Source organism: Sphingobium sp. (genome assembly GCF_035511395.1).
In the GTDB taxonomy this organism is placed as follows: Bacteria; Pseudomonadota; Alphaproteobacteria; order Sphingomonadales; family Sphingomonadaceae; genus Sphingobium.
Genome location: NZ_DATKFP010000025.1, coordinates 1 through 26,547, shown reverse-complemented (window position 1 = coordinate 26,547; position 26,547 = coordinate 1). Strand labels below are relative to the sequence as shown.

At 62.0% G+C, this 26,547-nt stretch carries 33 protein-coding genes; 5 read left to right on the top strand and 28 right to left on the bottom strand.

Annotation, left to right across the window (positions count from 1 at the left end; genetic code table 11):
- The 3 genes from VMR39_RS01285 to VMR39_RS01275 all read left to right on the top strand — a co-directional run.
- A partial coding sequence (locus VMR39_RS01285; protein ID WP_325413578.1) for a ribonuclease D occupies positions 1-838 on the top strand: 838 nt, incomplete at its 5' end.
- Between the two features lie 11 nt (positions 839-849).
- A complete protein-coding gene (locus tag VMR39_RS01280; protein WP_325413576.1) occupies positions 850-1,161 on the top strand; it encodes an I78 family peptidase inhibitor in 312 nt (103 codons plus the stop codon).
- A gap of 35 nt (positions 1,162-1,196) precedes the next feature.
- Positions 1,197-1,586, top strand: a complete 390-nt coding sequence (locus VMR39_RS01275) for a nuclear transport factor 2 family protein (RefSeq protein ID WP_325413574.1) — start codon at positions 1,197-1,199, stop codon at positions 1,584-1,586.
- 60 nt (positions 1,587-1,646) lie between these two features.
- Here the strand turns inward: VMR39_RS01275 and VMR39_RS01270 are convergent, their stop codons facing one another.
- From VMR39_RS01270 to VMR39_RS01260, 3 genes are all read right to left on the bottom strand, one after another.
- The gene (locus VMR39_RS01270) at positions 1,647-3,704 is read right to left on the bottom strand and encodes a TonB-dependent receptor domain-containing protein (RefSeq protein ID WP_325413573.1); all 2,058 of its coding nucleotides are present in this window, start codon (positions 3,702-3,704) and stop codon (positions 1,647-1,649) included.
- A 287-nt stretch (positions 3,705-3,991) separates the two neighbouring features.
- The gene (locus VMR39_RS01265) at positions 3,992-4,693 is read right to left on the bottom strand and encodes a hypothetical protein (protein WP_325413571.1); all 702 of its coding nucleotides are present in this window, start codon (positions 4,691-4,693) and stop codon (positions 3,992-3,994) included.
- 151 nt (positions 4,694-4,844) lie between these two features.
- Positions 4,845-5,231, bottom strand: coding sequence for a PH domain-containing protein (locus VMR39_RS01260; RefSeq protein ID WP_325413569.1), 387 nt, complete (start codon positions 5,229-5,231; stop codon positions 4,845-4,847).
- A 596-nt stretch (positions 5,232-5,827) separates the two neighbouring features.
- Between VMR39_RS01260 and VMR39_RS01255 the strand changes: the two genes are divergently transcribed.
- Positions 5,828-9,604, top strand: coding sequence for a beta strand repeat-containing protein (locus tag VMR39_RS01255; RefSeq protein ID WP_325413567.1), 3,777 nt, complete (start codon positions 5,828-5,830; stop codon positions 9,602-9,604).
- Positions 9,605-9,653: 49 nt separating this feature from the next.
- Here the strand turns inward: VMR39_RS01255 and lepA are convergent, their stop codons facing one another.
- Positions 9,654-11,459, bottom strand: a complete 1,806-nt coding sequence (gene lepA / locus VMR39_RS01250; protein WP_325413566.1) for a translation elongation factor 4 — start codon at positions 11,457-11,459, stop codon at positions 9,654-9,656.
- Between the two features lie 199 nt (positions 11,460-11,658).
- Between lepA and VMR39_RS01245 the strand changes: the two genes are divergently transcribed.
- On the top strand, positions 11,659-12,429 hold the full coding sequence (locus VMR39_RS01245; protein ID WP_325413564.1) for a CsgG/HfaB family protein: 771 nt from the start codon (positions 11,659-11,661) through the stop codon (positions 12,427-12,429).
- A 70-nt stretch (positions 12,430-12,499) separates the two neighbouring features.
- On the opposite strand, the gene VMR39_RS01240 is transcribed toward VMR39_RS01245, so the two are convergent.
- The 24 genes from VMR39_RS01240 to rplC all read right to left on the bottom strand — a co-directional run bounded on the left by VMR39_RS01240 (position 12,500) and on the right by rplC (position 26,261).
- Positions 12,500-13,543, bottom strand: coding sequence for an acyltransferase (locus VMR39_RS01240; RefSeq protein ID WP_325413562.1), 1,044 nt, complete (start codon positions 13,541-13,543; stop codon positions 12,500-12,502).
- A 134-nt stretch (positions 13,544-13,677) separates the two neighbouring features.
- The gene (locus VMR39_RS01235; protein ID WP_325413560.1) at positions 13,678-14,217 is read right to left on the bottom strand and encodes an SRPBCC family protein; all 540 of its coding nucleotides are present in this window, start codon (positions 14,215-14,217) and stop codon (positions 13,678-13,680) included.
- 33 nt (positions 14,218-14,250) lie between these two features.
- The gene (locus VMR39_RS01230; protein ID WP_325413558.1) at positions 14,251-14,907 is read right to left on the bottom strand and encodes an adenylate kinase; all 657 of its coding nucleotides are present in this window, start codon (positions 14,905-14,907) and stop codon (positions 14,251-14,253) included.
- A 50-nt stretch (positions 14,908-14,957) separates the two neighbouring features.
- A complete protein-coding gene (secY, locus tag VMR39_RS01225) occupies positions 14,958-16,322 on the bottom strand; it encodes a preprotein translocase subunit SecY (protein ID WP_325413556.1) in 1,365 nt (454 codons plus the stop codon).
- A 287-nt stretch (positions 16,323-16,609) separates the two neighbouring features.
- A complete protein-coding gene (rplO, locus tag VMR39_RS01220) occupies positions 16,610-17,146 on the bottom strand; it encodes a 50S ribosomal protein L15 (protein ID WP_325413554.1) in 537 nt (178 codons plus the stop codon).
- 274 nt (positions 17,147-17,420) lie between these two features.
- The gene (gene rpmD, locus VMR39_RS01215; protein WP_325413552.1) at positions 17,421-17,600 is read right to left on the bottom strand and encodes a 50S ribosomal protein L30; all 180 of its coding nucleotides are present in this window, start codon (positions 17,598-17,600) and stop codon (positions 17,421-17,423) included.
- 5 nt (positions 17,601-17,605) lie between these two features.
- Positions 17,606-18,322, bottom strand: a complete 717-nt coding sequence (gene rpsE, locus VMR39_RS01210) for a 30S ribosomal protein S5 (RefSeq protein WP_325413550.1) — start codon at positions 18,320-18,322, stop codon at positions 17,606-17,608.
- 2 nt (positions 18,323-18,324) lie between these two features.
- Positions 18,325-18,690, bottom strand: a complete 366-nt coding sequence (gene rplR / locus VMR39_RS01205) for a 50S ribosomal protein L18 (protein ID WP_325413548.1) — start codon at positions 18,688-18,690, stop codon at positions 18,325-18,327.
- 1 nt (position 18,691) lies between these two features.
- On the bottom strand, positions 18,692-19,225 hold the full coding sequence (gene rplF / locus VMR39_RS01200; protein WP_325413547.1) for a 50S ribosomal protein L6: 534 nt from the start codon (positions 19,223-19,225) through the stop codon (positions 18,692-18,694).
- Positions 19,225-19,620, bottom strand: a complete 396-nt coding sequence (gene rpsH / locus VMR39_RS01195) for a 30S ribosomal protein S8 (RefSeq protein WP_325413545.1) — start codon at positions 19,618-19,620, stop codon at positions 19,225-19,227. The genes rplF and rpsH overlap by 1 nt, the downstream gene beginning before the upstream one ends.
- A 12-nt stretch (positions 19,621-19,632) precedes the next feature.
- Positions 19,633-19,938, bottom strand: a complete 306-nt coding sequence (gene rpsN / locus VMR39_RS01190; protein WP_007707881.1) for a 30S ribosomal protein S14 — start codon at positions 19,936-19,938, stop codon at positions 19,633-19,635.
- A gap of 51 nt (positions 19,939-19,989) precedes the next feature.
- The gene (rplE, locus tag VMR39_RS01185) at positions 19,990-20,562 is read right to left on the bottom strand and encodes a 50S ribosomal protein L5 (protein WP_325413542.1); all 573 of its coding nucleotides are present in this window, start codon (positions 20,560-20,562) and stop codon (positions 19,990-19,992) included.
- Positions 20,562-20,873: a 50S ribosomal protein L24 gene (gene rplX, locus VMR39_RS01180; RefSeq protein ID WP_325413540.1), complete on the bottom strand. Its 312-nt coding sequence runs from the start codon at positions 20,871-20,873 to the stop codon at positions 20,562-20,564. Before rplX ends, rplE begins: the two co-directional genes overlap by 1 nt.
- Complete coding sequence (gene rplN / locus VMR39_RS01175) at positions 20,873-21,241, bottom strand: 50S ribosomal protein L14 (protein WP_007686569.1); 369 nt, start codon at positions 21,239-21,241, stop codon at positions 20,873-20,875. Before rplN ends, rplX begins: the two co-directional genes overlap by 1 nt.
- A 177-nt stretch (positions 21,242-21,418) precedes the next feature.
- Complete coding sequence (gene rpsQ, locus VMR39_RS01170) at positions 21,419-21,682, bottom strand: 30S ribosomal protein S17 (protein ID WP_009820639.1); 264 nt, start codon at positions 21,680-21,682, stop codon at positions 21,419-21,421.
- A 12-nt stretch (positions 21,683-21,694) separates the two neighbouring features.
- Positions 21,695-21,898, bottom strand: coding sequence for a 50S ribosomal protein L29 (gene rpmC, locus VMR39_RS01165; RefSeq protein WP_066700948.1), 204 nt, complete (start codon positions 21,896-21,898; stop codon positions 21,695-21,697).
- A 3-nt stretch (positions 21,899-21,901) separates the two neighbouring features.
- Positions 21,902-22,333, bottom strand: a complete 432-nt coding sequence (gene rplP / locus VMR39_RS01160) for a 50S ribosomal protein L16 (protein WP_179043900.1) — start codon at positions 22,331-22,333, stop codon at positions 21,902-21,904.
- A gap of 21 nt (positions 22,334-22,354) precedes the next feature.
- Positions 22,355-23,050, bottom strand: coding sequence for a 30S ribosomal protein S3 (gene rpsC, locus VMR39_RS01155; protein ID WP_150291164.1), 696 nt, complete (start codon positions 23,048-23,050; stop codon positions 22,355-22,357).
- A 4-nt stretch (positions 23,051-23,054) separates the two neighbouring features.
- Positions 23,055-23,441: a 50S ribosomal protein L22 gene (rplV, locus tag VMR39_RS01150; RefSeq protein ID WP_004208717.1), complete on the bottom strand. Its 387-nt coding sequence runs from the start codon at positions 23,439-23,441 to the stop codon at positions 23,055-23,057.
- Positions 23,441-23,719 (bottom strand): 30S ribosomal protein S19, encoded by a 279-nt coding sequence (rpsS, locus tag VMR39_RS01145; RefSeq protein WP_066859638.1) that lies wholly within the window; start codon positions 23,717-23,719, stop codon positions 23,441-23,443. The genes rplV and rpsS overlap by 1 nt, the downstream gene beginning before the upstream one ends.
- Before the next feature lie 5 nt (positions 23,720-23,724).
- Positions 23,725-24,561, bottom strand: a complete 837-nt coding sequence (gene rplB / locus VMR39_RS01140) for a 50S ribosomal protein L2 (RefSeq protein WP_325413530.1) — start codon at positions 24,559-24,561, stop codon at positions 23,725-23,727.
- Between the two features lie 10 nt (positions 24,562-24,571).
- On the bottom strand, positions 24,572-24,886 hold the full coding sequence (locus VMR39_RS01135) for a 50S ribosomal protein L23 (RefSeq protein ID WP_325413528.1): 315 nt from the start codon (positions 24,884-24,886) through the stop codon (positions 24,572-24,574).
- Positions 24,879-25,502 carry a 50S ribosomal protein L4 gene (gene rplD, locus VMR39_RS01130; RefSeq protein ID WP_325413526.1) on the bottom strand — a complete coding sequence of 208 codons (624 nt, stop codon included), beginning with the start codon at positions 25,500-25,502 and terminating at the stop codon, positions 24,879-24,881. The genes VMR39_RS01135 and rplD overlap by 8 nt, the downstream gene beginning before the upstream one ends.
- A gap of 3 nt (positions 25,503-25,505) precedes the next feature.
- The gene (gene rplC / locus VMR39_RS01125; protein ID WP_325413524.1) at positions 25,506-26,261 is read right to left on the bottom strand and encodes a 50S ribosomal protein L3; all 756 of its coding nucleotides are present in this window, start codon (positions 26,259-26,261) and stop codon (positions 25,506-25,508) included.
- Between the last annotated feature and the right edge of the window lie 286 nt (positions 26,262-26,547).

Genomic DNA, 26,547 nt, shown 5'->3' with positions numbered 1-26,547 from the left:
CATGGCATTGGGTCTGGGCGAGCAGATCGGCTATGGCAATCTGGTCGACGCGTGGATGGGCGTCCAGCTGGACAAGGGTGCGCGCTTCACCGACTGGGCGCGCCGCCCGCTCGACAAGCGGCAGATCGACTATGCGATCGGCGACGTGACCTATCTGATCCAGATTTTCCCCAAGATGCTGGAAGAGCTGCGCAAGACCGGGCGCGGCGACTGGCTCGACCAGGAAATGGAGCGGATCAGCGATCCGAGCAATTACGAGAACGACCCGCAGGACGCATGGAAGCGCGTGCGCATCGCCAGCCGCAAGGCGGATGTGCTGGGCCGGTTGAAGGCGCTGGCCGCATGGCGCGAAATGGAAGCGCAGGACAAGAATCTGCCGCGCGGCCGCATCGTCAAGGACGAGACGCTGGCCGACATCGCCAGCCACCCGCCGCGTGCGCAGGAGGATCTGGGCAAGGTGCGCGGGCTTTCGGCCACCTGGCGGACCAACGACATCGGCGCGCGGTTGATGAACGCAATCGCCGCGCACAAGCCGCTGGGCAAGGAGGAAATGCCAGAGCGGGATCCCAAGCGGCCGGGTCTGGGCAAGGATGGCGCGCTGGTCGCCGACCTGCTGAAGCTGCTGCTCAAGATTCGTTCGCGCGACATCGACGTGGCGGCGCGACTGATCGCACGCAGCGACGATATCGATGCGCTGGCGGCTGGCGTACGCGAAGGCCTGTCGATCCTCGAAGGCTGGCGTTATGAACAGTTCGGCCGCGATGCGGTCGATCTGGTCGAGGGGCGGCTGGCCTTTGCGGTCAAGAATGGCCGGCTCAAGATGACGCGGACGGAATGAGGAAGATGGACATGCGGACGACAGCTTTTGGCATGATCGCAGCGGTGATCGCCCTACCCCTCTCCGCCTGCGCGGGCGCGAACGGGCAAGGGCCGGAGACGCCCCCGCCCGCTACCGAGGGACCATGCAAGAATGACGGGCTGGAACGCTTCACCGGGCAAAAGGCGAGCGCGGACGTCGGCGCGGAACTGCTCAAGGCGTCAGGCGCAAAGACGCTGCGCTGGGGTGGTCCCGATACGGCGATGACGATGGACTTCCGCCCCGATCGGCTGACCGTCAGCTATGATGCGCAGATGGTGATCACATCGGCGCGCTGCGGATAAGCCGCTTACTTCCCGTTCGTTTTGAAGCAAGCACCATGACCGCTTCCGCTGACCTCGCCATCCGCATGGCTCGTGCGACCTTCAATCGGGCGCTGGCCGAGGCCGACCTCAAGGCCATCGAGCCGATGCTGGCGCGCGATGCGATTCTCGTCACCGGATCGGACAGCGCCGTGATCGCCGGGCGCAAGGCGCAACTCATGGCGTGGAAGCGGGAGTTCGCGTCCCCCCACCGGCTTATCTACAACCGCCTGACCGAGAGCGTCACCATCTCTCCTGTCGAACCGATCGCGATGGAACAGGGGCATTGGCAGGGCAGCAGCGCGGCCAACGGACAAGTGCAGGCGTCGGGCAGCTATGCCGCCAAGTGGCGCGAAGGCGGCGGCGTATGGCTGCTGGAAGCCGAGATTTTCGTCACGCTGGCCTGACGGCCCGGCGGGGGTTCATTCCCGCCGAACCCGCCGGACCCGCCGGACCCGCCGGATCGGTTAGAAGTCGACCGTTGCCGATAGCCAGAGGCGGCGACCTTCCTGATTGATCGAATAAGCAGGCGTATACACCGTCGCCGTTCCGCTCTGATAGGGCACATAGACCGCATAGTCGGTGTCGAGGACGTTATAGACCGTCGCGGCCAGACGGAAGGCCGGGGCGATCTGATACGACCCACCGAGGTGGAACACCTCATAGCTGCGGAAATCGCCCACCACCGTCTGCTGCGCATTATTGCCCCGATAGCGGCTGGAGCGGACCTCTGCGCGAGCCCAGACGCTGGCCTTGTCGCTCAGCTTCCAGCGCAGATTGCCGTTCAGCATATGTTTGGGCATTCCCACCAGCGGCAGACCTTCCTCCGCACCGCTCAACTGCTCGGTTTCCGTGTAGGTGTAGTTGACCGACAGCGAGAGCGCAGGCGTGAAGGCGAAGCGGCTCGCGACTTCGACCCCGCGCGTGCGCGCCTTGTCTATGTTGATCGATTGGCCCAGCAGGTCGACGGTCGGGAACGGTCCCACATCCAGACAGCCCGGCCGGTTGGGATTGCCCGCGAACTGGCAATTGGGGATGCCGGGGCCGGATGCGATCTTGTCGTCGAAATCATTGTTGAACAGGGTGACGTTACCGCTGAAGAAACCCTGCCCGTCATAATAGAGACCGGCTTCATAGCTGGTGCTGGTTTCCGGGGTCAGGCCGGGCGTCCCGATCAGAGGAATGCGGCCCTGCCCGCCGAAGCCGACGATGCCTTCCGCGATCTGCTCGACGCGCGGCGTCTTGAAGCCGCGGCTGACGCCGCCCTTCAGGGTCAGCACATCGTTGATGTTCCACACCGCATAGGCGCGCGGCGACCATTTGTCGCCGAAGGTGCTGTGATTGTCATAGCGCGCGCCGCCGGTCACATTGAAGCCGTCGGTCACGGTCAGTGTCGCCTCGGCAAAGCCAGCCCACTGGGTGAATTTGAACGGTTCGGGCGCGACCCCTTCGACCATGCGGGCCTTCCAATATTGACCACCCACGGTGAAGGCGACCGGCCCGGCCTTGCCCGCGAAGCGCGAGTCGAGAATGTCGTTGCGCGCCTCCAGCGTGCGCGCGCTGCCGGGCACGGCGCCGGGCGTGCCGTTGGGGATCAGGCGGCCGATCGTCTTCGTTTCATTGCGGGTCAGCGTCGTGTCGAGCTGACCGAAGCCCATGCGCCAGCTATGCGCGAGTACATAATTGCTGCGGTTGAACCGCTGCTCCGGCGCGTAGCCGCCCGACCCCAGCGTACCCAACTGCCCTTCGCTATTGTCGTAGCTCTGCTCGTTGCGGTCATATTCGACCCACAGATCATGGTCGGCATGCGGCGTGATGCTGAGGCGTCCGCCATAGGTGTAGATGTCCGACCGCACCGGGTTGCGCCCCAGCGTCAGCGCCGGATCGCCGGGGATGTCGATATTCGATCCCTCGCGATGGAAGACGCTGCCGCGCAGGGTCAGGCCGACGAGATCCTTGACGATCGGCCCCTGGGCAAAGCCGTTGATCGACTGGATATTACCGAAGCGGTCGTCGCCCTGGATCGTGCTTTCCACGCTGGCGGTGCCGACCCAGCGATTGCCGACCTTGCGGGTGATGATGTTGACGACGCCGCCCATCGCATCCGACCCGTAGAGGGTGGACATGGGACCGCGCACTACCTCGATCCGGTCGATCGCGGAAAAAGGCGGCAGAAAGCTGGTGGAGGTTTCGCCAAAACCGTTGGGCGTGACACCGCCCGGCGCATTCTGGCGGCGGCCGTCGATCAGGACCAGCGTATAGTCGCTGGGCATGCCGCGGATCGAGATGTTGAGGCCGCCGGTCTTGCCCGCCTCGCCGCCGACGTCGACACCCTGCACGTCCTGCAACGCTTCGGCGAGGCTGCCGAACCGCTTTTCCTGCAATTCCTCGCGGCCCAGCACGGTGATGCTGGCGGGCGCCTCAATGATATTCTGCTCATAGCCTGCGGCAGTCACGACGATCGCGCCTGACTGGTCCGCATCGGCGTCGGGTGTCGCGCCCGCCGCCAGGGCCGGCATGGACATGGCACCGGTCATGGCCATCAGGCTCACGCGGAGCAGGCAAATGCGCCCGAATCGGCACGAAGAAACTGACATCAATAGTCCCCCAAATCTAATATTGCGACTAAGTCGCGTTAGAATTGGAACTGCTGTTGTTGCGCAGGTGGAGGTCGGTCAATCAAAGGCTTACACCCGATCGACCGGGCAATATTTTCTTACAGAGAAGAGCGAAAGGGTAGTGCCAGCCAGCCGAAAGCGACATAAACTGAAATATGAAGCAAGATTGAGCAATATAAGGAAAAGCCGCGAACCTATAGTTCCAGCCCGATCAATGTCCCGCTGCCGATCCGGTCGACATGGCGCTTGCCGTCAATTTCCAGCCAGTCCGGCGTGACTTCCAGCCGGCGTCCATTGATGATGGTTCGCAGATGCTCCACCGCGATCCGGTTGCGCGCGACAATCCGCAGGACGCAAAGACCATCCCCTCGCGACGCCATCATCGAATAGCGGTCCCCCCGCAGCAGGAAATGCCAGTTGCCGTTCGTCGGCTTCCACTCATTACCATCGATGATCTGGGTCGCATCCCCGTCGGGCGATCCAAGCCGTACGCTGATTCGTGTCGCGCCATTGGTCCGACGTGGGGGTGCAAACATCAGGATCGGTTCGCCATCAAGGGTGATCGGAATCGGCGTGTCGCGCAGCATCCGCGATCCGCCGATGATCAGTTGGGGCAATTCAGCCGAAAAGGGCAGTCGATCGCGCGCGAAATGCCGCTGGCGCACCACCGGATTGGCATGAAAACTATGCACCTGGGTGGCGGTCAGCCGCCCTTCCTCGACCAGGCCGTGGCAAGTCGGACATAGGAGGGTCGCGCCCGGTCCGTCAGGCAATCCCAGATAACGATAGATCGTCACGCCGCAGCGCACGCAGGCAAAGCCACACGCCTGGCGGATTTCCGCCCGCTGTTCGGCCGTCAAATCCGACAAAGACGGCATCACTCGCAAGCCCACCATGGAGACACCCCTTTGCAGCGCCGTCCGCCCGTTTGCGGATCGACCTTCCTGACATGGCGTCCTCTTGCGAAAGCAGGGGTTCTCGCGACCCCCTATGGTTACGCTATCGTTGAAATAAATCCGCCCAAGTCAAGGGGCTGGACGAAATCTTCTATCTTTGTGGCAGCAAATCGACGTTTCGGGCGGCGGCAATCGCGCGAATGCGGTCTGGTCGCGGCATATTCTTGATCGCGATTTCCGCGATATCACCTGCACTGAACAGTTCGACATGGCCAACGCCAAGGAGACGCTGGCCCAGACTCTGAGTGATGCGCACCGACCTGATGCTCGACAGCGCAATCTCGGTCCGCTGCTTGGATAGCAAACCCCTTTCCATCAGCACTTCCCGTTCCGAGAGCGCCAGCCGCTCGCCCTTGTGAATCACCCACCAGATCCCAATCGCCACAATCCCGACGACCGAAACCAGTAGCAGAATGAAGAGGAATGGATGCGCGCGAAACATCGCGGGATGTTCGTCATACAGCCAGGTTTCGCTCACGCCGCCTCCAAACTATTTGGGCAAGCCCGACTTGATCATGGTGCCGGCCGATCGTCAAGCCACGCTCGCCCATCCCCGGTTGACCAAAATTCTGATGATCCAAGTTAATAAAAAGGCTTGAAAATATCGTGAATCATAGCAAGCTGGCCAGCACCAGCCACTGGCTGAACGAGAAGCGGAGTGACGCGCGCCTCCTCCTCATTGTGATATTGCTAGTCGCGCCTGTTGTTGCGACCTGCTCCGCCATGCTGATCAGACAGGCGCTTCCCGCATCCGAGGGTACGAAAACTCTAGTCGAACCGACAGGTATCGAGAAAGCCTTCGCTCCGTGCGACGATGCCGGGAGGGGGGCACGCAGCCATGTCGGGCACGGACACCGCTACCACCTGGTCGCGCCAACCGACGGACTGGTGCGCCCGTTGATCAGACAGCCGGTCTGCGACAAAGCGAGTGTCCGCACAGGCTCGGTTGTCCCAAAGGACATAACGCCACCCACTGCCTACCCCCTCTGACGCGTCGACCACCCCGATGGAAAGCTGACGTGCCCCCGCATGTGGGGCAGAGTCCATGCGCTTCTGGCTGCGGGCGAGGATTCCATGGCAAACTATTACAATATTCTCGGCAGCCAAACGCTGACGGGTACATCTTCGGCGGACAGCTTCTATCTGTTCAACAAGGATGCGAACCAGAATAATATCAGGGTGGATGCCACCTTCGTGAGTTTCGCCTGGAACACGTCCCTCCACCTGATGAATGGGACGATCTTCCAGCTGACCGGGTCGAATGTCTATGGCTCGACCGATCTGGTGATCGGCGACCGCTATGACGCCATCTACGGGTCGAACAGCAACGATTTCATCGCCTATAATAATGGCACGTTCAACGACGGGCTGGGCGGATTCCAGAATATCCAACTGATGTACCTTGGCGGCGGCGACGATCTGGTCGACCTGACGGCCCATGGTCCCGGCGGCGTCGCCTATGGCAAGGACATGAAGATCTATGCGGGCGACGGCAATGACAAGATCATCGGCGGTGCGGGTGCCGACGTCTTCTACGGCGAGGCTGGCGACGATTTCATCATGGGCTTTGCCGGCGCCGACGTCATCTATGGCGGCGACGGCAACGACCTGATTTATGGCGACGATTTCGGCGCCGATGGCAGCCGCAGCTATGATACGCTCTACGGCCAGCGCGGAGATGACGTCATTTATGGCGGCGGGCGCGACGATACACTCGACGGCGGCGACGATAATGACCAACTGTTCGGCGGCGATGGCGCCGATTCGCTGATTGGCGGCAGTGGTAACGACATTCTCTACGGTGACGATCCCGGCACCGCGAACAAGGACAAGCTCCAGGGCGGCGCAGGCGACGACCAGTTGTTCGGCGGCGGCGGCAATGACGAGTTGTTCGGCGGTGGCAACAACGACATGCTCGATGGCGGCGAGGGCAACGACTATCTGAGCGGCGACGCGGGTGACGACACCATATTGGCTACCGCCGGCTCCGACGCGATCGATGGCGGCGCGGATATCGATACGGTCGTCTTCTCCGGTAACCGCACCGATTATCTGCTGCGCACCAATGCCGACGGATCGGTCACGCTGACCGACCAGCGCACCGGTACCAATGATGGTTCCGACACGCTCCGCAACGTCGAATTCTTTCGATTCGCCGATATCACCCTCGACGCCACCAACCTCAGCACGCCGCCGACGATCGTGTCGAATGGAGGCGGTGCCAGCGCGGCGATCAGCATTTCGGAAAACAGCACCGCCCCGGTCACGACCGTGCAGGCGACCGATCCGGATGTCGGCCAGTCGCTTGTCTACCGAATACTGGGCGGCGCGGATGCCGCTCTGTTCGTCATCGACGGGACGACCGGCGCGCTGACCTTCCGCGCGACGCCCGATTTCGAAAATGCGGTCGATGCCGATGGTAACAATGTCTACGACGTGATTGTCGCGGCCGACGATCTGGCCGGCGGCATCGGGCAGCAGCAGCTTGCGATCACCGTTCTGAACGTGGCCGATGGCAATGCACCCATCATCACCGGCGGACGCAATGCATCAATCACCATCAATGAAAATCTGATCGCGGCAACCACAATCGTGGCAAGCGACCCCGATGGCGATCCGGTCAGCTACACGATCGTCGGCGGCGCAGACGGCGCACGATTCACGATCGATGCGCAAACCGGTGCGCTCAGCTTCAAGACCGCGCCCGATTATGAGGCGCCGACCGACGCCAATCAGGACAATGTCTATCAGGTGACGGTCGCCGCCAGCGACGGCACCAATGCGTCGTGGCAGACGCTGGCCGTATCCGTCGCCAATCTGAACGATACCGCCCCGGTCGTGACTTCCAATGGCGGCGGAACGACGGCCTCTGTCTCGGTCGCCGAAAACAGCCTGACGGTGACAACCGTCGTCGCCACCGATGCGGATGGCAGCCCGCTCACCTACCAGATCACTGGCGGCGCAGACGCGGCGCTTTTCCAGATCGATACAAACAGCGGCATCCTGCGGTTCCGGACGGCTCCCGACTATGAGGCTGCCACCGACGCCGATCACGACAATGTCTATCAGGTCACGGTAGCCGCCAGTGACGGTGTGGCGACCGACAGCCAGGCGCTGTCGGTGAGCGTGGCCAACCTCAACGACACCGCGCCGGTCATCACCTCCAATGGCGGGGGAGCGAGCGCAGCCCTGTCCATGGCGGAAAATGGCACCGCGGTTGCGACCGTGGTCGCGACGGATGCGGACGGATCACCGCTCAGCTACAATATCGTCGGTGGTGCCGACGCAGCCCTGTTCCTGATCGATACGACGACCGGCGCACTGCGCTTCGCGGCGGCCGCTGATTTTGAGCATCCGCTCGATGCCGGCGCGAACAATGTCTATGACGTCGTCGTCGCGGCAAGCGACGGCAGCTATTCCGACCAGCAGGCGATTGCGGTGACGATCACCGACGTCAACGAAATCGGCCGCACGCTGAACGGCAATGGCGCCAACGAGACGTTCTCGCCCACGGCGACCGGCGCCTATCAGACGACAGCGCTCAACGACACCATCTCTGCCAAGGGCGGTAATGACAGCATCGATGGTGGTGCCGGTGCCGACTATATGGATGGGGGCGTCGGCAACGACACCTATTATGTCGACACCTGGTCGGACAATGGCTGGAATCCTGATGACGATCAGGTGATAGAGGCTGCCAATTCGGGCACGGATCGCGTGATCGCAACGGTCAGCTATCGCCTGGCCCTCAACGTCGAAAATCTGACGCTGTCGGGCACTGGCGCCATTTCTGGCTGGGGCAACGACCTCAATAATGTCATCGACGGCAATGCCTCTGCAAATCTGATCGATGGCGGCAACGGCAACGATACCCTTTCCGGCGGCGATGGCGATGATACGGTCATCGGCGGTGCGGGAACCGACATACTCGCCGGCAATGCGGGTAACGACTGGTTGCAGGGCGGCGCCGGCAGCGATTCGATCGATGGCGGCACCGGCGCGGACAGGATGGAGGGCGGCGACAGCAACGACACCTATTATGTGGATGCCTGGTCCGATGACGGCAACAGCAGCAATGACGACATCGTCATCGAACTATCCGGCGGCGGCACCGACCTGGTCTACGCATCGGTCAGCTATGTGCTTGCAAATGAGGTCGAGAAACTGACTCTGAGCGGCAGCAGCGCGATCGACGGGACCGGCAATACGCTGGCCAACATCATCGCCGGCAACGGCGCGGCCAACCGCATCCTGGGGCTGGCCGGCGCGGACACGATCGACGGCGGCGGCGGTGATGATATATTGGAAGGTGGCGACGATAACGACACGCTGACAGGCAATACGGGCAATGATCGGCTGCTGGGCGGAGCAATGCTCGACCTGCTCGACGGCGGCGACGGCAATGACTGGCTGGACGGCGGCGATTCCAATGACACGCTGCGTGGACAGGCCGGTGCGGACACGTTGATCGGCGGCAAGGGCAAGGATCTCATGACCGGCGGCGCGGATGGCGACATTTTCCAGTTCGCGTTCGGCGATACATCGGCCAATGCCGGGTCTAACGACACGATCACGGACTTCGCGACCGGCTTCGACAAGGTCGATATCGACGCCTTTGTCGGCGCGCCGAGCCGCTATGCCGAAACGACGGTCGCGTCCTCAAATTATGCAGACGGCCTGTCTGCGGCGCAGGCTCTCGCCGGGCCTTCGGGTGCGCAGGCGGTGTTCGTCGCCGGGTCGACGGATGGCTGGCTATTCTGGGACGGCAATGGCGACGGAACGATCGATCAGGCCGTCATCCTGACAGGACTGAAGACCGTCGACGCCTTCGCCATCACCGACATCATCTGACGGTGAAAAGCAAAGCCCCGCCGCCAGCGGCGACGGAGCTTTTTCAATTTCAGTTCTCGTCGCCCATGCGCAGGGCGGCGATGAAGGCTTCCTGCGGGATCTGGACGCTGCCATATTCGCGCATCCGCTTCTTGCCTTCCTTCTGCTTCTCCAGCAGCTTCTTCTTGCGGGTGATGTCGCCGCCATAGCATTTCGCCGTGACGTCCTTGCGCATCGCCGCGATCGTCTCGCGCGCTATCACCTTGCCGCCAATCGCCGCCTGAATCGGGATCTTGAACAGATGGCGGGGGATCAGATCCTTCAGCCGCTCGCACATATGCCGCCCGCGCGCCTCGGCGGCGCTGCGGTGGACGATCATCGACAGCGCGTCGACCGGCTCATTGTTGACGAGGATGCTCATCTTGACCAGATCGCCTTCGCGCGTACCGATCTGATGATAGTCGAAGCTGGCATAGCCACGGCTGATCGACTTCAGGCGATCGTAGAAGTCGAACACCACCTCGTTGAGTGGCAGTTCGTAGGTGACCTGCGCGCGACCGCCGACGTAGGTCAGGTTCTTCTGGATGCCGCGCCGGTCCTGGCAGAGCTTCAGGATGGAACCCAGATATTCGTCGGGGCAGTAGATCACCGCCTCGATCCACGGTTCCTCGATCATCTCGATATGGTTGGGATCGGGCATGTCGGCGGGATTGTGAAGATGCTTCACGGTCCCGTCCTTCATGTGCATCTCATAGACCACCGACGGCGCGGTGGTGATCAGGTCCAGATCATATTCGCGGCTCAGCCGCTCCTGGATGATCTCCAGATGGAGAAGGCCCAGGAAACCGCAGCGGAAACCAAAGCCCAGCGCCGCCGACGTTTCCATCTCGAAGGAGAAGCTGGCGTCGTTGAGGCGCAACTTGCTGATCGATTCGCGCAGTTTTTCGAAATCATTGGCGTCGACCGGGAACAGGCCGCAGAACACGACCGGCTGCACTTCCTTGAACCCCGGCAGCGCCTTGGTCGCGCCATTCTTGACCGTCGTGATCGTGTCGCCCACTCTGGTCTGGGCGATTTCCTTGATCTGCGCGGTGATGAAGCCGATCTCGCCAGCGGCCAGCTCGGGCAGCGCTTCGATCTTCGGGCGCATACAACCGACGCGGTCGATCAGATGTTCGGTGCCGCCGATCATGAACTTGATCGCCTGCCCCTTCCTGATGACGCCATTCACGACGCGTACCAGGATGACGACGCCCAGATAGGGGTCGTACCAGCTGTCGACCAGCATCGCCTCCAGCGGAGCATTGCGGTCGCCCTTGGGCGGCGGAATCTTGGTGACGATGGCTTCGAGGATATCGTCGATACCGATGCCCGACTTGGCGCTGGCCAGCACCGCTTCGGACGCATCGAGGCCGATCACTTCCTCGATCTCGGCGCGGACCTTTTCCGGCTCGGCTGCGGGCAGGTCGATCTTGTTCAGGACCGGGACGATCTCATGATCATGCTCGATCGACTGATAGACGTTGGCCAGCGTCTGCGCTTCCACGCCCTGCGCGGCGTCCACGACCAGCAGCGCGCCCTCGCACGCGGCAAGGCTGCGCGACACTTCATAGGCGAAGTCGACATGGCCCGGCGTGTCCATGAGGTTCAGCTCATAGGTCTCGCCATTCTTTGCGGTGTAGTCGAGGCGGACGGTCTGCGCCTTGATGGTGATGCCGCGTTCCTTCTCGATATCCATATTGTCGAGCACCTGCGCCGACATCTCGCGGTCGGTGAGGCCCCCGGTACGCTGGATCAGACGGTCGGCAAGCGTCGACTTGCCATGGTCGATATGCGCGATGATCGAAAAATTACGGATATGGGACAAGTCGGTCATGGGCAGCGCCGATAGCAGCGATTCTGCGCGCTGTCAGCAGGGTCGCGCGCGCTGATCTTCAGCCCGACCTGAACCATGACAAGGATCGTCATGTGTAGCCCCTTGCTTGGAAGCGGTGCAACGCTGTGATACGCTCCAGCAAAATATCCGGGGCGCACGAAATTCCATTTTAGATCAAGCAAAGAACGGGGTTCTTGAAATGCGTGTATTGAAGACGCTGGCTGCCTCCACGGTTTGCCTTGCACTCGCCATGTCGCCTGCTCTCGCGGCTGACAAGGGTTCCTCGGGCCGCCAGGTCCAGGCCAAGAAGCAGATGGAAATTCCCCGCTGCACCAAGCGGCTCGGCACTGTCGCGATCGTCGAACCCGACAATCAGTGGTGGCGCGAACTGAACCTCGGCAGCCCCGAGGCAATCATCAAGCTGTTCGTGCAGCAGTCCGGCTGCTTCGGTATCGTCAATCGTGGTCGCTCGATGGCCAGCCGCAACATGGAACGCGCCATGGCGGATTCGGGCGAGTTGCAGGCAGGGTCGAACCTCGGCAAGGGTCAGGTGAAGGCCGCGGACTATTTCATCCAGCCCGACATCGTCACCACCAACAAGAATAGCGGCGGCAATGCGCTGGGCGGACTGGTCGGCGGCTTTCTGGGCGGTCGCACCCTCGGCGCGCTGGCCGGCGGCATTTCGATCAAGAAGAGCGAAGCCAACGTCATGCTGTCGGTGGTCAACGCTCGCACCACCGAGGAAGAGGTTATGGCGGAAGGCTATTTCCGCAAATCGGACCTCAGCTTCGGCGGCGGTGGCGGCCTGGGCTGGATGGGCGGCCTGGCTGCGGTAGGCGGCGGCGGCTATCAGAATACCGACATCGGCCAGGTGATCGTACTCGCCTATCTCGACGCGTATACCAAGATGGTGACGCAGATGGGCGGCCTGCCCGCCAATGCGGCAGCAGCGGCGCCGGTCGCGCAGTAAGTCGACCATCTCGGATCAGAAAGGGCGTGGTCGGAAACGACCGCGCCCTTTTTCTATGCCTGACTGCTTTCTATGTCTGGCTGGGCGCCGCGTCGAGTAATGGCGCGCGGGCCGCGCGACGACGCTTCCACCAGGCAAGAATGGCTTCTCCGGCCGGTCGCTCGACCAGGCGGTTGATCGCCGTCCCTAACAGCAACGCGACGGTGAAGGCGGCGGCAAAACCGATCCAGGGGCTATATCCCGCCTTTGCAAATTCGAGCATGACGACGAAGCCGACATGCTGATGGATCAGGTAGAAGGAATAACTGATCCCGCCCAGCCAGGTGAGCGGGCGCAAAGCCAGAAAATGCAGATGTCCGCGTATCAGCGCTGCAAAAACCGCCAGCAGAACGCATGCCAGTACGGTGATGTCCCATGTCTCCATCGTCGCCACCGACGCGATCGCCAGCACGGCATAGGGCGCCTGTTGCCGCCACCTACGCTGTCCCTTCCAGACCCGATAGGACAACATGCCGATAACGAAGAAAGGCAGATAGCGCAGCACCAGCAGCAGGATCACCCGCTCGGGCATGTCCGGCCACAACGCATAAACCCAGCGTATGCCGAGCCAGACAGTCAGTAGCGGCTCCAGCCTGCGTACGCCGCCAAATCGCCACAGCGCGATCATGCAGAAATAGAAAGCGATCTCGATATTGAGCGTCCAGTAGGCGCCGTCCACCTCGGGAATGAAGGCGAAACCCTGTAACATGGTCAGGTTGGCAAGGATCGCGAAGGGACCGACGAGAAGCTGAGTCGCCTGCGCCAGATACTCGATCGACAGCGTCAGCATCATCGCGACCAGATAGGCCGGATAGAGACGGGCAAAGCGATTGATGAAGAAATCGGCTACCGATCCGATCCGATCAAGGGTGAAAAAGATCGCGAAGCCCGAAATGGTGAAGAACAGCAACACCCGGTAATTGCCGCCGGGGAAGCTGAACGGCACATGCGCTGCTTGCGGAAACAGTTCATGAAACCGGGTGGAATAATGGAAAATCAGCACGCACAAGGCGCCGATGCCGCGCAATGCGTCCAATTCCGTCAAGCGGCCCCGAGAAGGCGGCGCATCAGCCATACGCCTTCATAGCAATGGCGTAGCAATAAATCCGGCATGAACATGGTTAATATTCAGGCAAAAATCCGCCAATTTTTGCTGATTGCTTGCCAGATTGAGACAGTTTCCCGGCCTTGGTGGAAATCGGCGGCTGTCTAACGGGCCGCCGATTCGGCCGCCCGCTTCAGTCCGGCCAGCTGTTCGCCCAGCACCTTATCCACCAGCGGCGCAATGGTCGCCGGGCCGGCGCGCACATAGCCGCCCACGACATAGGTCATCTTGACCTTCACACCTTTGCCGAACGGCGCGATCGTGAAGTCCAGCGTCCCGGTCACGCCTTCGACCTGTAACGGCCCTAACGCGCCCGATAATCGCAATTGCCTTCCCGGCGCCGCATAGATGATCCGCCCATGCTCGACCGAACCCGCCGCCCCATCCTTGGACGGGATTGTCTCGCAGAAACAGCCACCCCCGCGCGCGTCGATCGTCATGTTGGCGGAATCGCCGCTATAGGTGTGGGAATCGCTCCACCAGCGGCCCGGCTCGGCCAATAGGGCGTAAACCGCCTCGCCGCTCGCGGCGACCTCAATACTGCTTTCGGTCGCGAAGCCCTGTTCGCTTGTGCCCGTGACAGCAGAATGGGCCGGCACGGCCATAGCCGCACCAGCCCATGCCAGTAACCCGAAAATGCGCATATCTGCCTCCCCTCTTCCGGGAGGCAGAATAGCTCAGGCCGCGTCGCTATCCAATATCGCGGCGATGGCGACGGTCACGACGTCCATGTCCGCCATGCCGTCGACCCTCGACACGATGCCGCGCGCCTCGTAGATCGGCAGGATCGGCGCGGTCTTGGCGCGATATTCGGCCATGCGCGTGCGCACAGTTTCCTCATTGTCATCAGGGCGACGCTTGAACTCATGCCCATGGCACTTGTCGCATTCGCCCTCGACCTTGGGCTGCTTGAAGCTGTCATGATAGCCTGCACCGCAAGTCGCGCAGGTGAAACGGCCGGTAATGCGCTCGACCAGCGCATCCTCATCCACTTCCAGCTCGATCACATGGTCAAGCGTGCGATTGCGATCCGATAAAATGGTGTCGAGCGAATGGGCCTGGGCCTCGGTGCGCGGGTAGCCGTCAAAGATGACGCCCGTATCCGGCGTCAACGCGTCCAGCGCTTCACCGATGATGCCCGACACGACTTCATCAGGTACCAAAGCGCCGGATTCCATCAGCGCCTTGGCCTGAAGGCCCACCGGCGTCGCGGCCTTGACCGCCGCACGCAGCATATCGCCCGTCGACAGCTGCACCATCCCCCGACTGTCGACCAGCCGGGTTGCCTGGGTTCCCTTACCGGCGCCCGGAGGGCCAAGCAGAATGATATTCATGATGCGCACACTCCCCTTAGTCTTGCGCTTTTATCGCATGCCTGCGCCCCTCAGCGCAGGCGTCCCTTCAGCTTCGCCTTCTTGATCAGGTCGCCATATTGATGGGCGAGAAGATGGCTCTGGATCTGGGTCACGGTATCGACCGTAACATTGACGACGATCAGCAGGCTAGTCCCACCAAGGTAGAAGGGAATGCCCGCCCGTGCGATGGCGAATTCCGGCACCAGGCAGATGAAAGCCAGATAGGCCGCCCCGATGACGGTGATGCGCGTCAGCACATAGTCGAGATAGTTTTCGGTGTTCTTGCCAGGACGGATGCCGGGAATGAAGCCGCCATTGCGCTTCAGATTGTCGGCCGTCTCTTCCGGATTGAACACCACGGCGGTGTAGAAGAAGCAGAAGAAGACGATGCCCAGACCATAGAACGCCATGTAGACCGGGCTACCGTGTGACAGATACTGGTTGAGCGACAGGATGAAATCGCCCCACTTGCTCTCACCCGCGACGGTCTGACCGGCGAACTGCGAGATGGTGAGCGGCATCAGCAACAGCGACGACGCGAAGATCGGCGGGATGACGCCTGCGGTGTTGACCTTCAGCGGCAGGTGGCTGCGGTCGGCCTGCATCAACCCCTGGCGCGTCTGGCGCTTGGGATATTGAATCAGCACGCGACGCTGGGCACGCTCCATGAAGCAGATCAGCGCGATCAGGCCAAAGGCCAGCACGATGATCGCCATGATCAGCAGCCCGGAGATCGAACCCTCGCGGCCGGACTTGAACAGGTTGCTCAGCGTCACCGGAAGCTGGGCAACGATGCCCGCCATGATGATGAGGCTGGTGCCGTTGCCGATCCCCCGCGAGGTTATCTGCTCGCCCAGCCACATCAGGAACATCGTACCGCCGATCAGCGAGACGACGGCGGTCAGGCGGAAAAGCAGGCCAGGTTCGATCACGGCGGCAACACCCGACTGGGCGCCGAAGCTTTCAAGACCAACCGCGATGAAATAGCCCTGCACGGCAGTCAGGCCGACCGTGCCGTAGCGGGTATACTGGTTCAGCTTCTTGCGGCCGCTTTCGCCTTCCTTCTTGATCGCCGCCAGCTGGGGCGAGAGGGAGGCGCCGAGCTGCACCACGATCGACGCGGTGATATAGGGCATGACGCCCAGCGCGATCAGGCTCATGCGCGACAGCGAACCACCCGAGAAGGTGTTGAAGATGTCGAGGATGCCGCCGTTGGTCTGACTGTAGAGCTGCGACAGCGCGGTCGGATCGACGCCCGGCAGCGGCACGAAGCTCAGGAACCGGAAGACGATCAGCGCGCCGAGGGTAAACCACAGGCGCTTCTTGAGGTCGGTCGCCTGGCTGAATTTCGCGAGGCTGAGATTGGATGCGAGCTGGTCGGCTCTCGATGCCATGGTGGCTGCCCTTCAAATCACTCTTGCCCGAATACGATACGGGCCGGAATCGGAATCCCCTTAACGGGGACATGGGGCGCTGTCGAACCGGGAATCGTCATCCGGGTTTCATCCTGACCTATTTCGTCAGGGCGATCCCCGGTTTTCTCTGCGCGATTTCCAAGTCGGGAAATATGCCATTTCCCTCGAAATCGCCCAAAGCGACAAACAGCGTCCCCCGATGCACAAGACCCCGCCGACCCATATCGGGCAGCGGGGTCATGCTTGCAAGACTAGGAAAGCCGAAATCAGGCCTTCGCTGCGGCCTTCTTGGCGGCAAGGGCCGTGCCCTTCTTCGCCTTGGCCTTCTCGGCAGCCGGGACGACTTCGATCACGTCGACCTTGCCGCCGACCTTTTCGACTGCCTCGACAGCGCTCTTCGACGCGCCGGCAATCAGGAAGCTGACCTTGGCGGTCAGTTCGCCCTTGGCGAGCAGACGGACGCCGTCCTTGCCACCACGGGTCAGGCTGGCAGCGTTCAGCGCTGCCTGGTCGACGGTTGCGTTGGCGTCCAGCTTACCGGCGTCGATCGCCTTCTGCACTTCGCCCAAGTTCACGATCGCGTAATCCTTGGCGAAGATGTTGTTGAAGCCGCGCTTCGGGATACGCATGTGGAGCGGCATCTGGCCACCCTCGAAGCCGTTGATGCTGACGCCCGAACGCGCCTTCGCGCCCTTCTGGCCGCGACCGGCGGTCTTGCCCTTGCCCGAGCCGATACCACGGCCGACACGCATCCGACCCTTGCGGGCACCGGCATTGTCATTGAGTTCGTTAAGCTTGGTCATGTTTGCACTCGCTTTCGCTTTTGTCGCGCGAGGCATGATCGCCTTCCGGCAATCATGCCCAAGTCCCAGCGAAGGCTGGGACCGCAGGCAGCCAGATGCGCCCTTATGGATCGCGTCTGACCAGATAACCGGGGGTCTCCTCGAAAGGACGCTCCATCCGGCATGATATCCCGGCCTTTAACCGGGATAGTGAAGGCGCGCCAATAGCGCCCCTTCACAAAAAACGAAAGAGGGGTTTCCCCCTCTCTCGCTTCATTTCGATGGATCGAAGGGCTTAGCCTTCAACCACGGCCACCATGTGGGGCAGCTTGGCCACGGCGCCGCGGACTTCCGCAGTGTCTTCCAGCTCCACCACGCGGTTCATCTTGCCAAGGCCGAGGCCGATCAGAATCTTCTTCTGGGCTTCGGGGCGACGGATCGGCGAACCGATCTGCTTGATCTTGATCTTCGCCATGTCAGTTACTCCGCAATCGCTTCGGCGTCAGCCTGCGCGACTTCGGCCGAGGCACCACCGCGACGCAGAAGGTCGGCGACCTTCTTGCCACGGCGCTGCGCCACCGACTTCGGGCTGGTCTGTTCGCCCAACGCCGCGAAGGTCGCACGGATCATGTTGTAGGGATTCGACGTGCCGTTCGACTTGGTCACGACGTCTGCGACGCCGAGGCTTTCGAACACGGCGCGCATCGGACCACCGGCGATGATACCCGTACCGGCAGGCGCCGAACGGACAGTCACCTTGCCGGCGCCGAAGTGGCCCAGGCCGTCATGGTGCAAGGTGCGACCTTCCTTCAGCGGAACGCGAACCATTGCCTTCTTGGCAGCGGCAGTCGCCTTGCTGATGGCTTCGGGCACTTCGCGTGCCTTGCCATGGCCGAAGCCCGCACGGCCCTTGCCATCGCCGACGACGACCAGAGCAGCGAAACCGAAGCGCTTACCGCCCTTGACGGTCTTCGAGACGCGGTTGATGTGAACCAGCTTCTCGATCAGCTCCTCGCCCTGCTCCTCATCGCGGTTACCGCGACGGTCGTCGCGACGGCCACGGCCGCCACGCTCGCCACGGTTGCGATCGCCACCGCCACGGTTGCCACGGCCACGGCCGGGACCACGACCTTCGGTCGGTGCCGCCTCGGCGCCCTCGACGGGTGCGACGACTTCGTTGGTGTTTTCGTCAGCCATGATCAGAACTCCAGCCCGCCTTCACGGGCGGCATCGGCCAGCGCCTTGACGCGGCCATGGAACAGGAAGCCACCACGGTCGAACACGACCCTGGTGACGCCAGCGGCGGTCGCCGCGGCGGCGACGCGCTTGCCAACGTCAGCGGCAGCTTCGGAGGAGGCGCCGGTCTTGCCCAGAGCCTTCGAACCCACATCCTTGTCCAGGGTCGATGCCGACGCGACGGTCTTGCCGGCGACGTCGTCAATGACCTGGGCGTAGATGTGCTGGCCCGAACGATGGACGCTCAGACGGGGCTTGTTGCCAGCAACAGCCTTGAGCGCAGTGCGAACGCGGCGACGACGCCGCGCGAAGAGGGAAAGCTTTGCCATCTTACTTCTTCTTCCCTTCCTTGCGGAAGATGAACTCGCCGGCGTACTTGATACCCTTGCCCTTATAGGGTTCGGGCTTGCGCCAGCGGCGGATCTCGGCGGCAACCTGACCCACCTTCTGCTTGTCGATGCCGCTGATCTCAACCGTGGTGTTATCCGGGGTCTTGATCTCGATGCCTTCCGGCACGTCGAAGTCGACGTCATGCGAATAGCCGAGCTTCAGGTTCAGAACCTTGCCCTTGGCGTCCGCACGATAACCGACACCGGTGATGAGCAGCTTCTTGCTGTAGCCCTCGGTCACGCCGGTGATCAGGTTGGCGATCAGGGTGCGCTGCATGCCCCAGAAAGCGCGAGCACGCTTGCTGTCATTGGCAGGCTTCACCGCGATCGAACCGTCTTCGATGCTGTAGGTGACTTCGTCGGCCAGCGGCAGGCTCAGGGTACCCTTGGGGCCCTTTACCGACAGCTCGCCATCGGCGATCGACGCGGTGACGCCCGCTGGGACGGCAACCGGCTTCTTACCAGTGCGGCTCATCAGAACACCTCCGCCAGCACTTCGCCGCCGACATTCTGTTCACGCGCTTCGGCGTCGGACAGAACGCCACGAGGCGTCGAGACAATGGTGATGCCAAGACCATTGCGGATCACCGGAAGTTCCTTGGAACCCGAATAAACGCGGCGGCCAGGCTTGGACACGCGGGCGACATGCTTGATCGCAGGCTGTCCCTCGAAATATTTCAGCTCGATGCGCAGGCCGGGGTGCTTGCCGAGGGCTTCCTCGGAATAACCGCGGATATAGCCTTCGCGCTGGAGCACGTCGAGCACGCGGGCGCGCAGCTTCGACGCGGGGGACATAACGCTGTCCTTCTTCGCCTGCTGCCCGTTGCGGATGCGGGTGAGCATATCACCCAGGGGATCGGTCAATGCCATCTCAAATGATCCTTACCAGCTCGACTTGGTGACGCCGGGGATCAGGCCCTTGTTGGCCAGATCACGCAGCTGCACGCGGCAGAGACGGAATTTGCGGTAGTAAGCGCGGGGACGGCCCGTCAGTTCGCAGCGGTTCCGAACGCGGGTCGGATTGCCGTTGCGGGGGATCTCCGCCATCTTCAGACGCGCGATCAGACGATCGCTGTCGTCGGCCGCGGTATCATTCGCGATCGCCTTGAGCTTCGCATAGCGGCCGGCATATTTCTTCACCAGCTTCTTGCGGCGCTCGTTCTTGTTGATCGAACTCAGTTTCGCCATGACTTAAGTTCTCTTCCTTAGCTTAAGCGTTTGGGAGAGAAGCGGGGCCGGTTAGGCCGCCTGCTTCTCTTCGATCGGGAAGGGGAAACCGAAGAGGCGCAGCAGTTCGCGCGCTTCGTCGTCCGTCTTCGCCGTGGTGGTCACGATGATGTCCATGCCACGCACCTTGTCGATCTTGTCATAGCTGATTTCCGGGAAGATCAGCTGTTCCTTGATGCCAAAGGCGTAGTTGCCACGACCATCGAAGCTCTTCGGGTTCAGACCACGAAAGTCGCGAACGCGCGGCAGAGCGATGTTAATCAGGCGGTCCAAGAATTCATACATACGCTCGCGGCGCAGCGTGACCTTGGCACCGATCGGCATGCCTTCACGCAGCTTAAACTGCGCGATCGACTTGCGAGCCTTGGTGATGACCGGCTTCTGACCGGCGATCAGCTCCATTTCCTCGGCGGCCTGCGTGACCTTCTTCTTGTCCTGGGTCGCTTCGCCCACGCCCATGTTGAGCGTGATCTTCTCGATCTTGGGGACTTCCATGACGTTCTTGTAACCGAACTTCTCGGTCATCGCCTTGGCGATTTCGGCGTCATAGATCGCCTTCGAGCGCGGGATATACTTGTCGGCCATTACAGCACCTCACCGGACTTGACGGCAACGCGGACCTTCTTGCCGTCGCGATCCTCGAAACGGACGCGGGTCGGCTTGCCATCCTTGTCGGCGACAGCGACATTCGAAATGTGCAGCGGCGCAGGCTTGCGATCGATGCCACCCTGCGGGTTGGCCTGATCGGGCTTGCGGTGACGCGCATGCACGTTGATGCCTTCGACGAGGACGCGGTCCTCCTTGGGCATGACCTGGAGGACGGCGCCGGTACGGCCCTTGTCCTTGCCGGCCAGGACGACGATCTTGTCGCCCTTCTTGATCTTGGCAGCGCTCATTACAGCACCTCGGGAGCGAGCGAGATGATCTTCATGTGCTTCTTGGCGCGCAGTTCGCGAACGACGGGGCCAAAGATACGGGTGCCGATCGGCTCCTCGTTCTTGTTGATGAGCACAGCGGCATTGCCGTCGAAGCGAATCACGCTGCCATCAGCGCGACGCACGTCCTTGGCGGTGCGCACGATGACAGCACGATGCACGTCGCCCTTCTTCACCTTGCCACGAGGCGCAGCTTCCTTGATCGAGACGACGATGATGTCGCCTACGCTCGCGAAGCGACGCTTCGAGCCGCCCAGCACCTTGATGCACTGGACGCGCTTGGCGCCGCTGTTGTCAGCGACGTCAAGATTGGATTGCATCTGGATCATGGATCCGGTTCCTTCTTATTTGGCCTACCGGGACAATTCCCGGCGGTTCCGAATTCAAGTGCATAGAGACTCGAACCGAGCCTTTGACTCTACGCGAAGCGCGGGCCTGTACCCTTTCCCGGAGGAAAAGGCCAGCCCCGCGCTGCATTTTTAGTTCAAAGGCTCAAAGAGCCTCCCTCAGGCCGCCGTTTCCGGCGACTTGTGGGTGTCCACGCGCTCGATGACCTTCCAGGTCTTGAGCTTGGAAATCGGAGCGGTCTCTTCGATGCGGACCGTTTCGCCTTCCTTGTAGACATTGCCCTCGTCATGGGCATGGTACTTCTTCGACAGACGGATGATCTTGCCGTAGAGCGCATGCTTTACCTTGCGCTCCACCCGAACCACCACCGTCTTGTCGGTCTTGTCGGAAACCACCGTTCCCGTCAGCACGCGCTTGGGCATCGTGTGTTTCCTTTACTTCGCGGCCGAGCGCGAACGCTCGGTCTGCAGGGTCTTGATCTGCGCGATCGACCGACGGACTTCACGCACGCGGCTGGGCTTTTCCAGCTGGTTGGTGGCCGCCTGGAAGCGCAGATTGAACTGCTCGCGCTTCAGGTTGTTGAGTTCGGTCGACAGTTCGTCGTCCGTCTTGGTCTTGAGGTCTGCAACGTTCGCCACAGCTTAACCCTCCAGGTGCGAGGTGTCGCCGAGGCGGGCAACGACCTTCGTCTTGATGGGCAGCTTCATCGCGGCGCGCGAGAAGGCCTCTGCTGCGAGCGGACCGGGCACACCGTCCAGTTCGAACAGGATGCGGCCCGGCTTGACGCGAGCAGCCCAATATTCGACCGAACCCTTACCCTTGCCCTGACGGACTTCGGCAGGCTTCTTGGAAACCGGCACGTCGGGGAACACGCGGATCCACAAACGGCCCTGACGGCGGATGTGGCGGGTGATCGCACGGCGGGCCGCTTCGATCTGACGTGCGGTGACGCGCTCGGGTTCCAGAGCCTTCAGACCATAGGAACCGAAGTTCAAAGCCGAACCGCCCTTGGCGTCGCCCTTGATCCGGCCCTTGAAGGTCTTGCGGAACTTCATTTTTTTCGGTTGCAGCATGACGCTATACCTACCTTATTCTCAGCGCGCCGGGCGCACGCCGGAGGTCTGAGCCTCCAGCATCAGCCGGTCGGTGGCCATCGGATCGTGACCAAGGATTTCACCCTTGAAGATCCACACCTTGATACCGCACACGCCATAGGCGGTGTGTGCCGTGGCTTCGGCATAGTCGACGTTCGCACGCAGGGTGTGCAGCGGAACGCGGCCTTCGCGATACCATTCCACGCGCGCGATTTCCGCGCCGCCCAGACGACCACCGCAGGTGATCTTGATGCCTTCAGCGCCCAGACGGAGAGCCGACTGCACCGCACGCTTCATGGCGCGACGGAAGGCAACGCGGCGTTCCAGCTGGTCGGCGATGCCCTGCGCAACGAGCTTGGAGTCGACTTCCGGCTTGCGGATTTCGACGATGTTCAGGCTGACGTCCGAAGAGGTCAGGCTGCCCAGCTTCTTGCGCAGCTTCTCGATGTCCGCGCCCTTCTTGCCGATGATGACACCGGGACGGGCAGCGTAGATCGATACGCGGCACAGCTTGGCCGGACGCTCGATCACGACCTTGGAGATCGCGGCCTGCGGCAGGTTCTTCATGATGAACTGGCGGATCTTCAGATCCTCCAGCAGCAGGCGACCATAGTCGGCGCCTTCGGCGAACCAGCGGCTGTCCCAGGTACGGTTGATCTGAAGACGCAGACCGATCGGATTGCTCTTGTGACCCATGTGCTTACGCCTCCGCTTCTTCGCCAGCTTCACGCACGACGATGCGCACGCGGCTGAAGGGCTTGAGGATCCGGGTCGACTTGCCGCGGCCGCGAGCGTGGAAGCGCTTCAGGGTGAAGCTCTTGCCCACCGATGCTTCCGCGACGACCAGAGCGTCGACGTCCAGATTGTGGTTGTTTTCCGCATTGGCGATGGCCGAAGCCAGCACCTTGCGCACGTCGACAGCCATCGCCTTCTTCGAGAAGGCAAGGATGTTCAGCGCGTCCTCGACCTTGCGGCCGCGGATGAGCGTGGCGACCAGGTTCAGCTTCTGTGCCGAACCACGGATCTGCGTGCCAACGGCCAGCGCCTCATTGTCGGCAACGCGACGGGGAGCCTTTTCCTTGCTCATTAGCGCTTGCCCTTCTTGTCGGCAGCGTGGCCGGGGAAGTAGCGGGTCGGAGCGAATTCGCCCAGCTTGTGACCAACCATTTCCTCGTTCACGAGGACCGGAACATGCTTGCGGCCGTTATAGACGTTGAACGTCAGACCAACGAACTGCGGCAGGATGGTGGAACGGCGCGACCAGGTCTTGATCGGACCGGTACGGCCACCGGCGTCCTGCGCCGTTTCCGCCTTCTTCAGAAGGCTGAGGTCCACGAACGGACCTTTCCAGACGGAACGAGCCATCTCGCTTACCTCTTCTTCTTCGCGTGGCGGCTACGGATGATGAACTTGTCCGTCGCCTTGTTGTGGCGGGTGCGCGCACCCTTGGTCGGCTTGCCCCAGGGCGTGACCGGATGACGGCCGCCCGAGGTCCGGCCTTCACCACCACCATGCGGGTGATCGACCGGGTTCTTCGCAACACCGCGCGTCAGCGGGCGGATACCGTTCCAACGGTTACGACCTGCTTTGGCAAGGTTGGTGTTGGCGTTGTCCGGGTTCGACACGGCGCCAACGGTGCCCATGCAGTCCGAACGGATGTAGCGCTGTTCGCCCGACGACAGGCGGACCATCACCATGCCACGATCGCGACCGACCAGCTGGGCGTAGGTGCCTGCCGAACGGCAGAGCTGACCACCCTTGCCAGGCTTCATCTCGATATTGTGGATGATGGTGCCGACCGGCATCTGGCCGAGTTCCATCGCGTTACCCGGCTTCACGTCGGTCTTCTTGCCCGCGACGACCTTGTCGCCGGGAGCCAGACGCTGCGGCGCCAGGATATAGGCCTGGGTGCCATCGGGATAGTTGACCAGCGCGATGAAGGCGGTGCGGTTGGGGTCATATTCCATACGCTCGACCGTACCTTCCACGTCCCACAGGCGACGCTTGAAGTCGATGATGCGGTAACGCTGCTTGTGACCGCCACCGATACCACGCGAGGTCACATGACCCTTGTTGTTACGGCCACCGGTCTTGCGCTTGCCTTCGGTCAGCGCCTTGACGGGCTTACCCTTGTGCAGGCTCGACTTGTCGACGAGGATCAGGCCGCGCTGGGCGGGGCTCGTCGGGTTATAGTGCTTGAGTGCCATCTATCCCGCCTCAGATACCGGTGGTGATGTCAATCGACTGGCCTTCGGCCAGCGTGACAATCGCCTTCTTGACGTCCGAACGCTTGTAGGGCTTGCCCTTCCAGCGCTTGACCTTGCCCTTCTGCACCAGCGTGTTGACCGCCTTGACGGTCACGCCGAACAGGGCTTCGACAGCCGCCTTGATCTCCGGCTTGGTGGCATCGCCAGCAACCTTGAAAACAACGGCGTTGTTTTCGGAGAGAAGGGTCGACTTCTCGGTGATGTGCGGCGCGACAACGACGTCGAAGTGACGGTTGTCCACGGTCGCGGCTTCTTTCTTAGCCATTGAAACGGGCCTCCAGCTTTTCGACCGCGGCGCGGGTAAGCACCAGCGAATCGGCCTTCAGGATGTCGTAGACGTTGGCGCCAACGGCCGGCAGCAGGTTTACGCCGATGATGTTGGCCGAAGCCTTCGCGAAGCTGACGTTCACGGCATCGCCGTCGATGAACAGCGCCTTGGTCAGGTTCAGCTTGGCGAGGTGCGCGACCAGATTCTTGGTCTTGCCTTCCGCCACATCGAAGCTGTCCAGAACGATCAGCGATCCGTCCTTGGCCTTCGACGACAGGGCCATCTTCAGGCCGAGCGCGCGAACCTTCTTGTTCAGATCGTGGCCGAAGTCACGGGCGCGAGCACCGTGAGCCTTACCACCGCCGATGAACACAGGGGCCTTGCGATCGCCGTGACGAGCCGTACCGCCGCCCTTCTGGCGACCGAACTTCTTGCCGGTGCGAGCGACATCCGAACGCTCGCGGGTAGCGCGAGCCGGAGCGCGACGCTTTTCCAGCTGCCAGGTGACGACGCGGTGCAGAATATCGGTGCGGGGCTCGATACCGAACACGGCATCGTTCAGCTCCAGCTCACCGACGGCTGCGGCGTCGAGGGTCTGTACATTGACCTTCATGGTTTAGCCCTCCTGGCCTTCGGACGCTTCGGGAGCGACTGCTTCTTCAGCAGGCGTCTCGGCCGGAGCATTGTTGCTGTTCGCGGCAGCCTTCAGGCTGGCGGGATACGGAACGTCGGCGGGGCGCTTCACCTTGACGGCATCGCTCACGGTCAGCCAGGTGCCCTTGGCACCCGGAACCGAACCCTTGACGAACAGCAGGCCACGCTCGACGTCCGTACGGACGATTTCAAGGTTCTGCTGCGTGCGCTCGCGGTCACCCATGTGGCCGGCCATCTTCTTGTTCTTGAAGACGCGGCCCGGATCCTGACGGTTACCTGTCGAACCATGGGCGCGGTGGCTGATCGACACGCCGTGGGTGGCGCGCATACCGCCGAAGCCCCAGCGCTTCATGGCACCGGCAAAGCCCTTACCCTGCGTGTGACCGGCGACATCGACCAGCTGACCGGCGATGAAGTGGTCGGCCGCGATTTCGGCGCCGACATCGAGGAGCGCATCCTCGGCGACACGGAATTCGACCAGACGCTGCTTCGGCTCAACTTCCGCCTTGGCGAAGTGACCGCGCTGCGGCTTGGCGACATTCTTGACCTTCGCGACGCCCGCGCCGAGCTGAACCGCGACGTAACCGTCACGTTCGACTTCCTTGCGAGCCACGACCTGATTGCCCTCAAGGGCAAGAACCGTAACGGGAATATGACGTCCGTCCTCCTGGAACAGACGGGTCATCCCGACTTTCTTAGCGATCACGCCTGTGCGCATCACTGATTACTCCCATAGAGGCCCGCCTTAGCAGCGGGCGTATCCAACGAAAAAACCGCTCAGGATCTCTCCTTCGCGGCCCAACCCAAATTATAGATCACCCCGTCCGGGTTGGATGCCGACCCCTGCTCGGGACCGACGACGGGGGACCAGGACCACGCGCCTGCCCGGTTTACCGGGGAGGCCGTGCGGTATCCCTTGTGTCGTTTGAGCTTCCGGCCCCCAAGATAGAGCGCCAGAATGCCCGATACCCTGCCCACCTTCCGGAGAGCAGGGACTTGCCGGC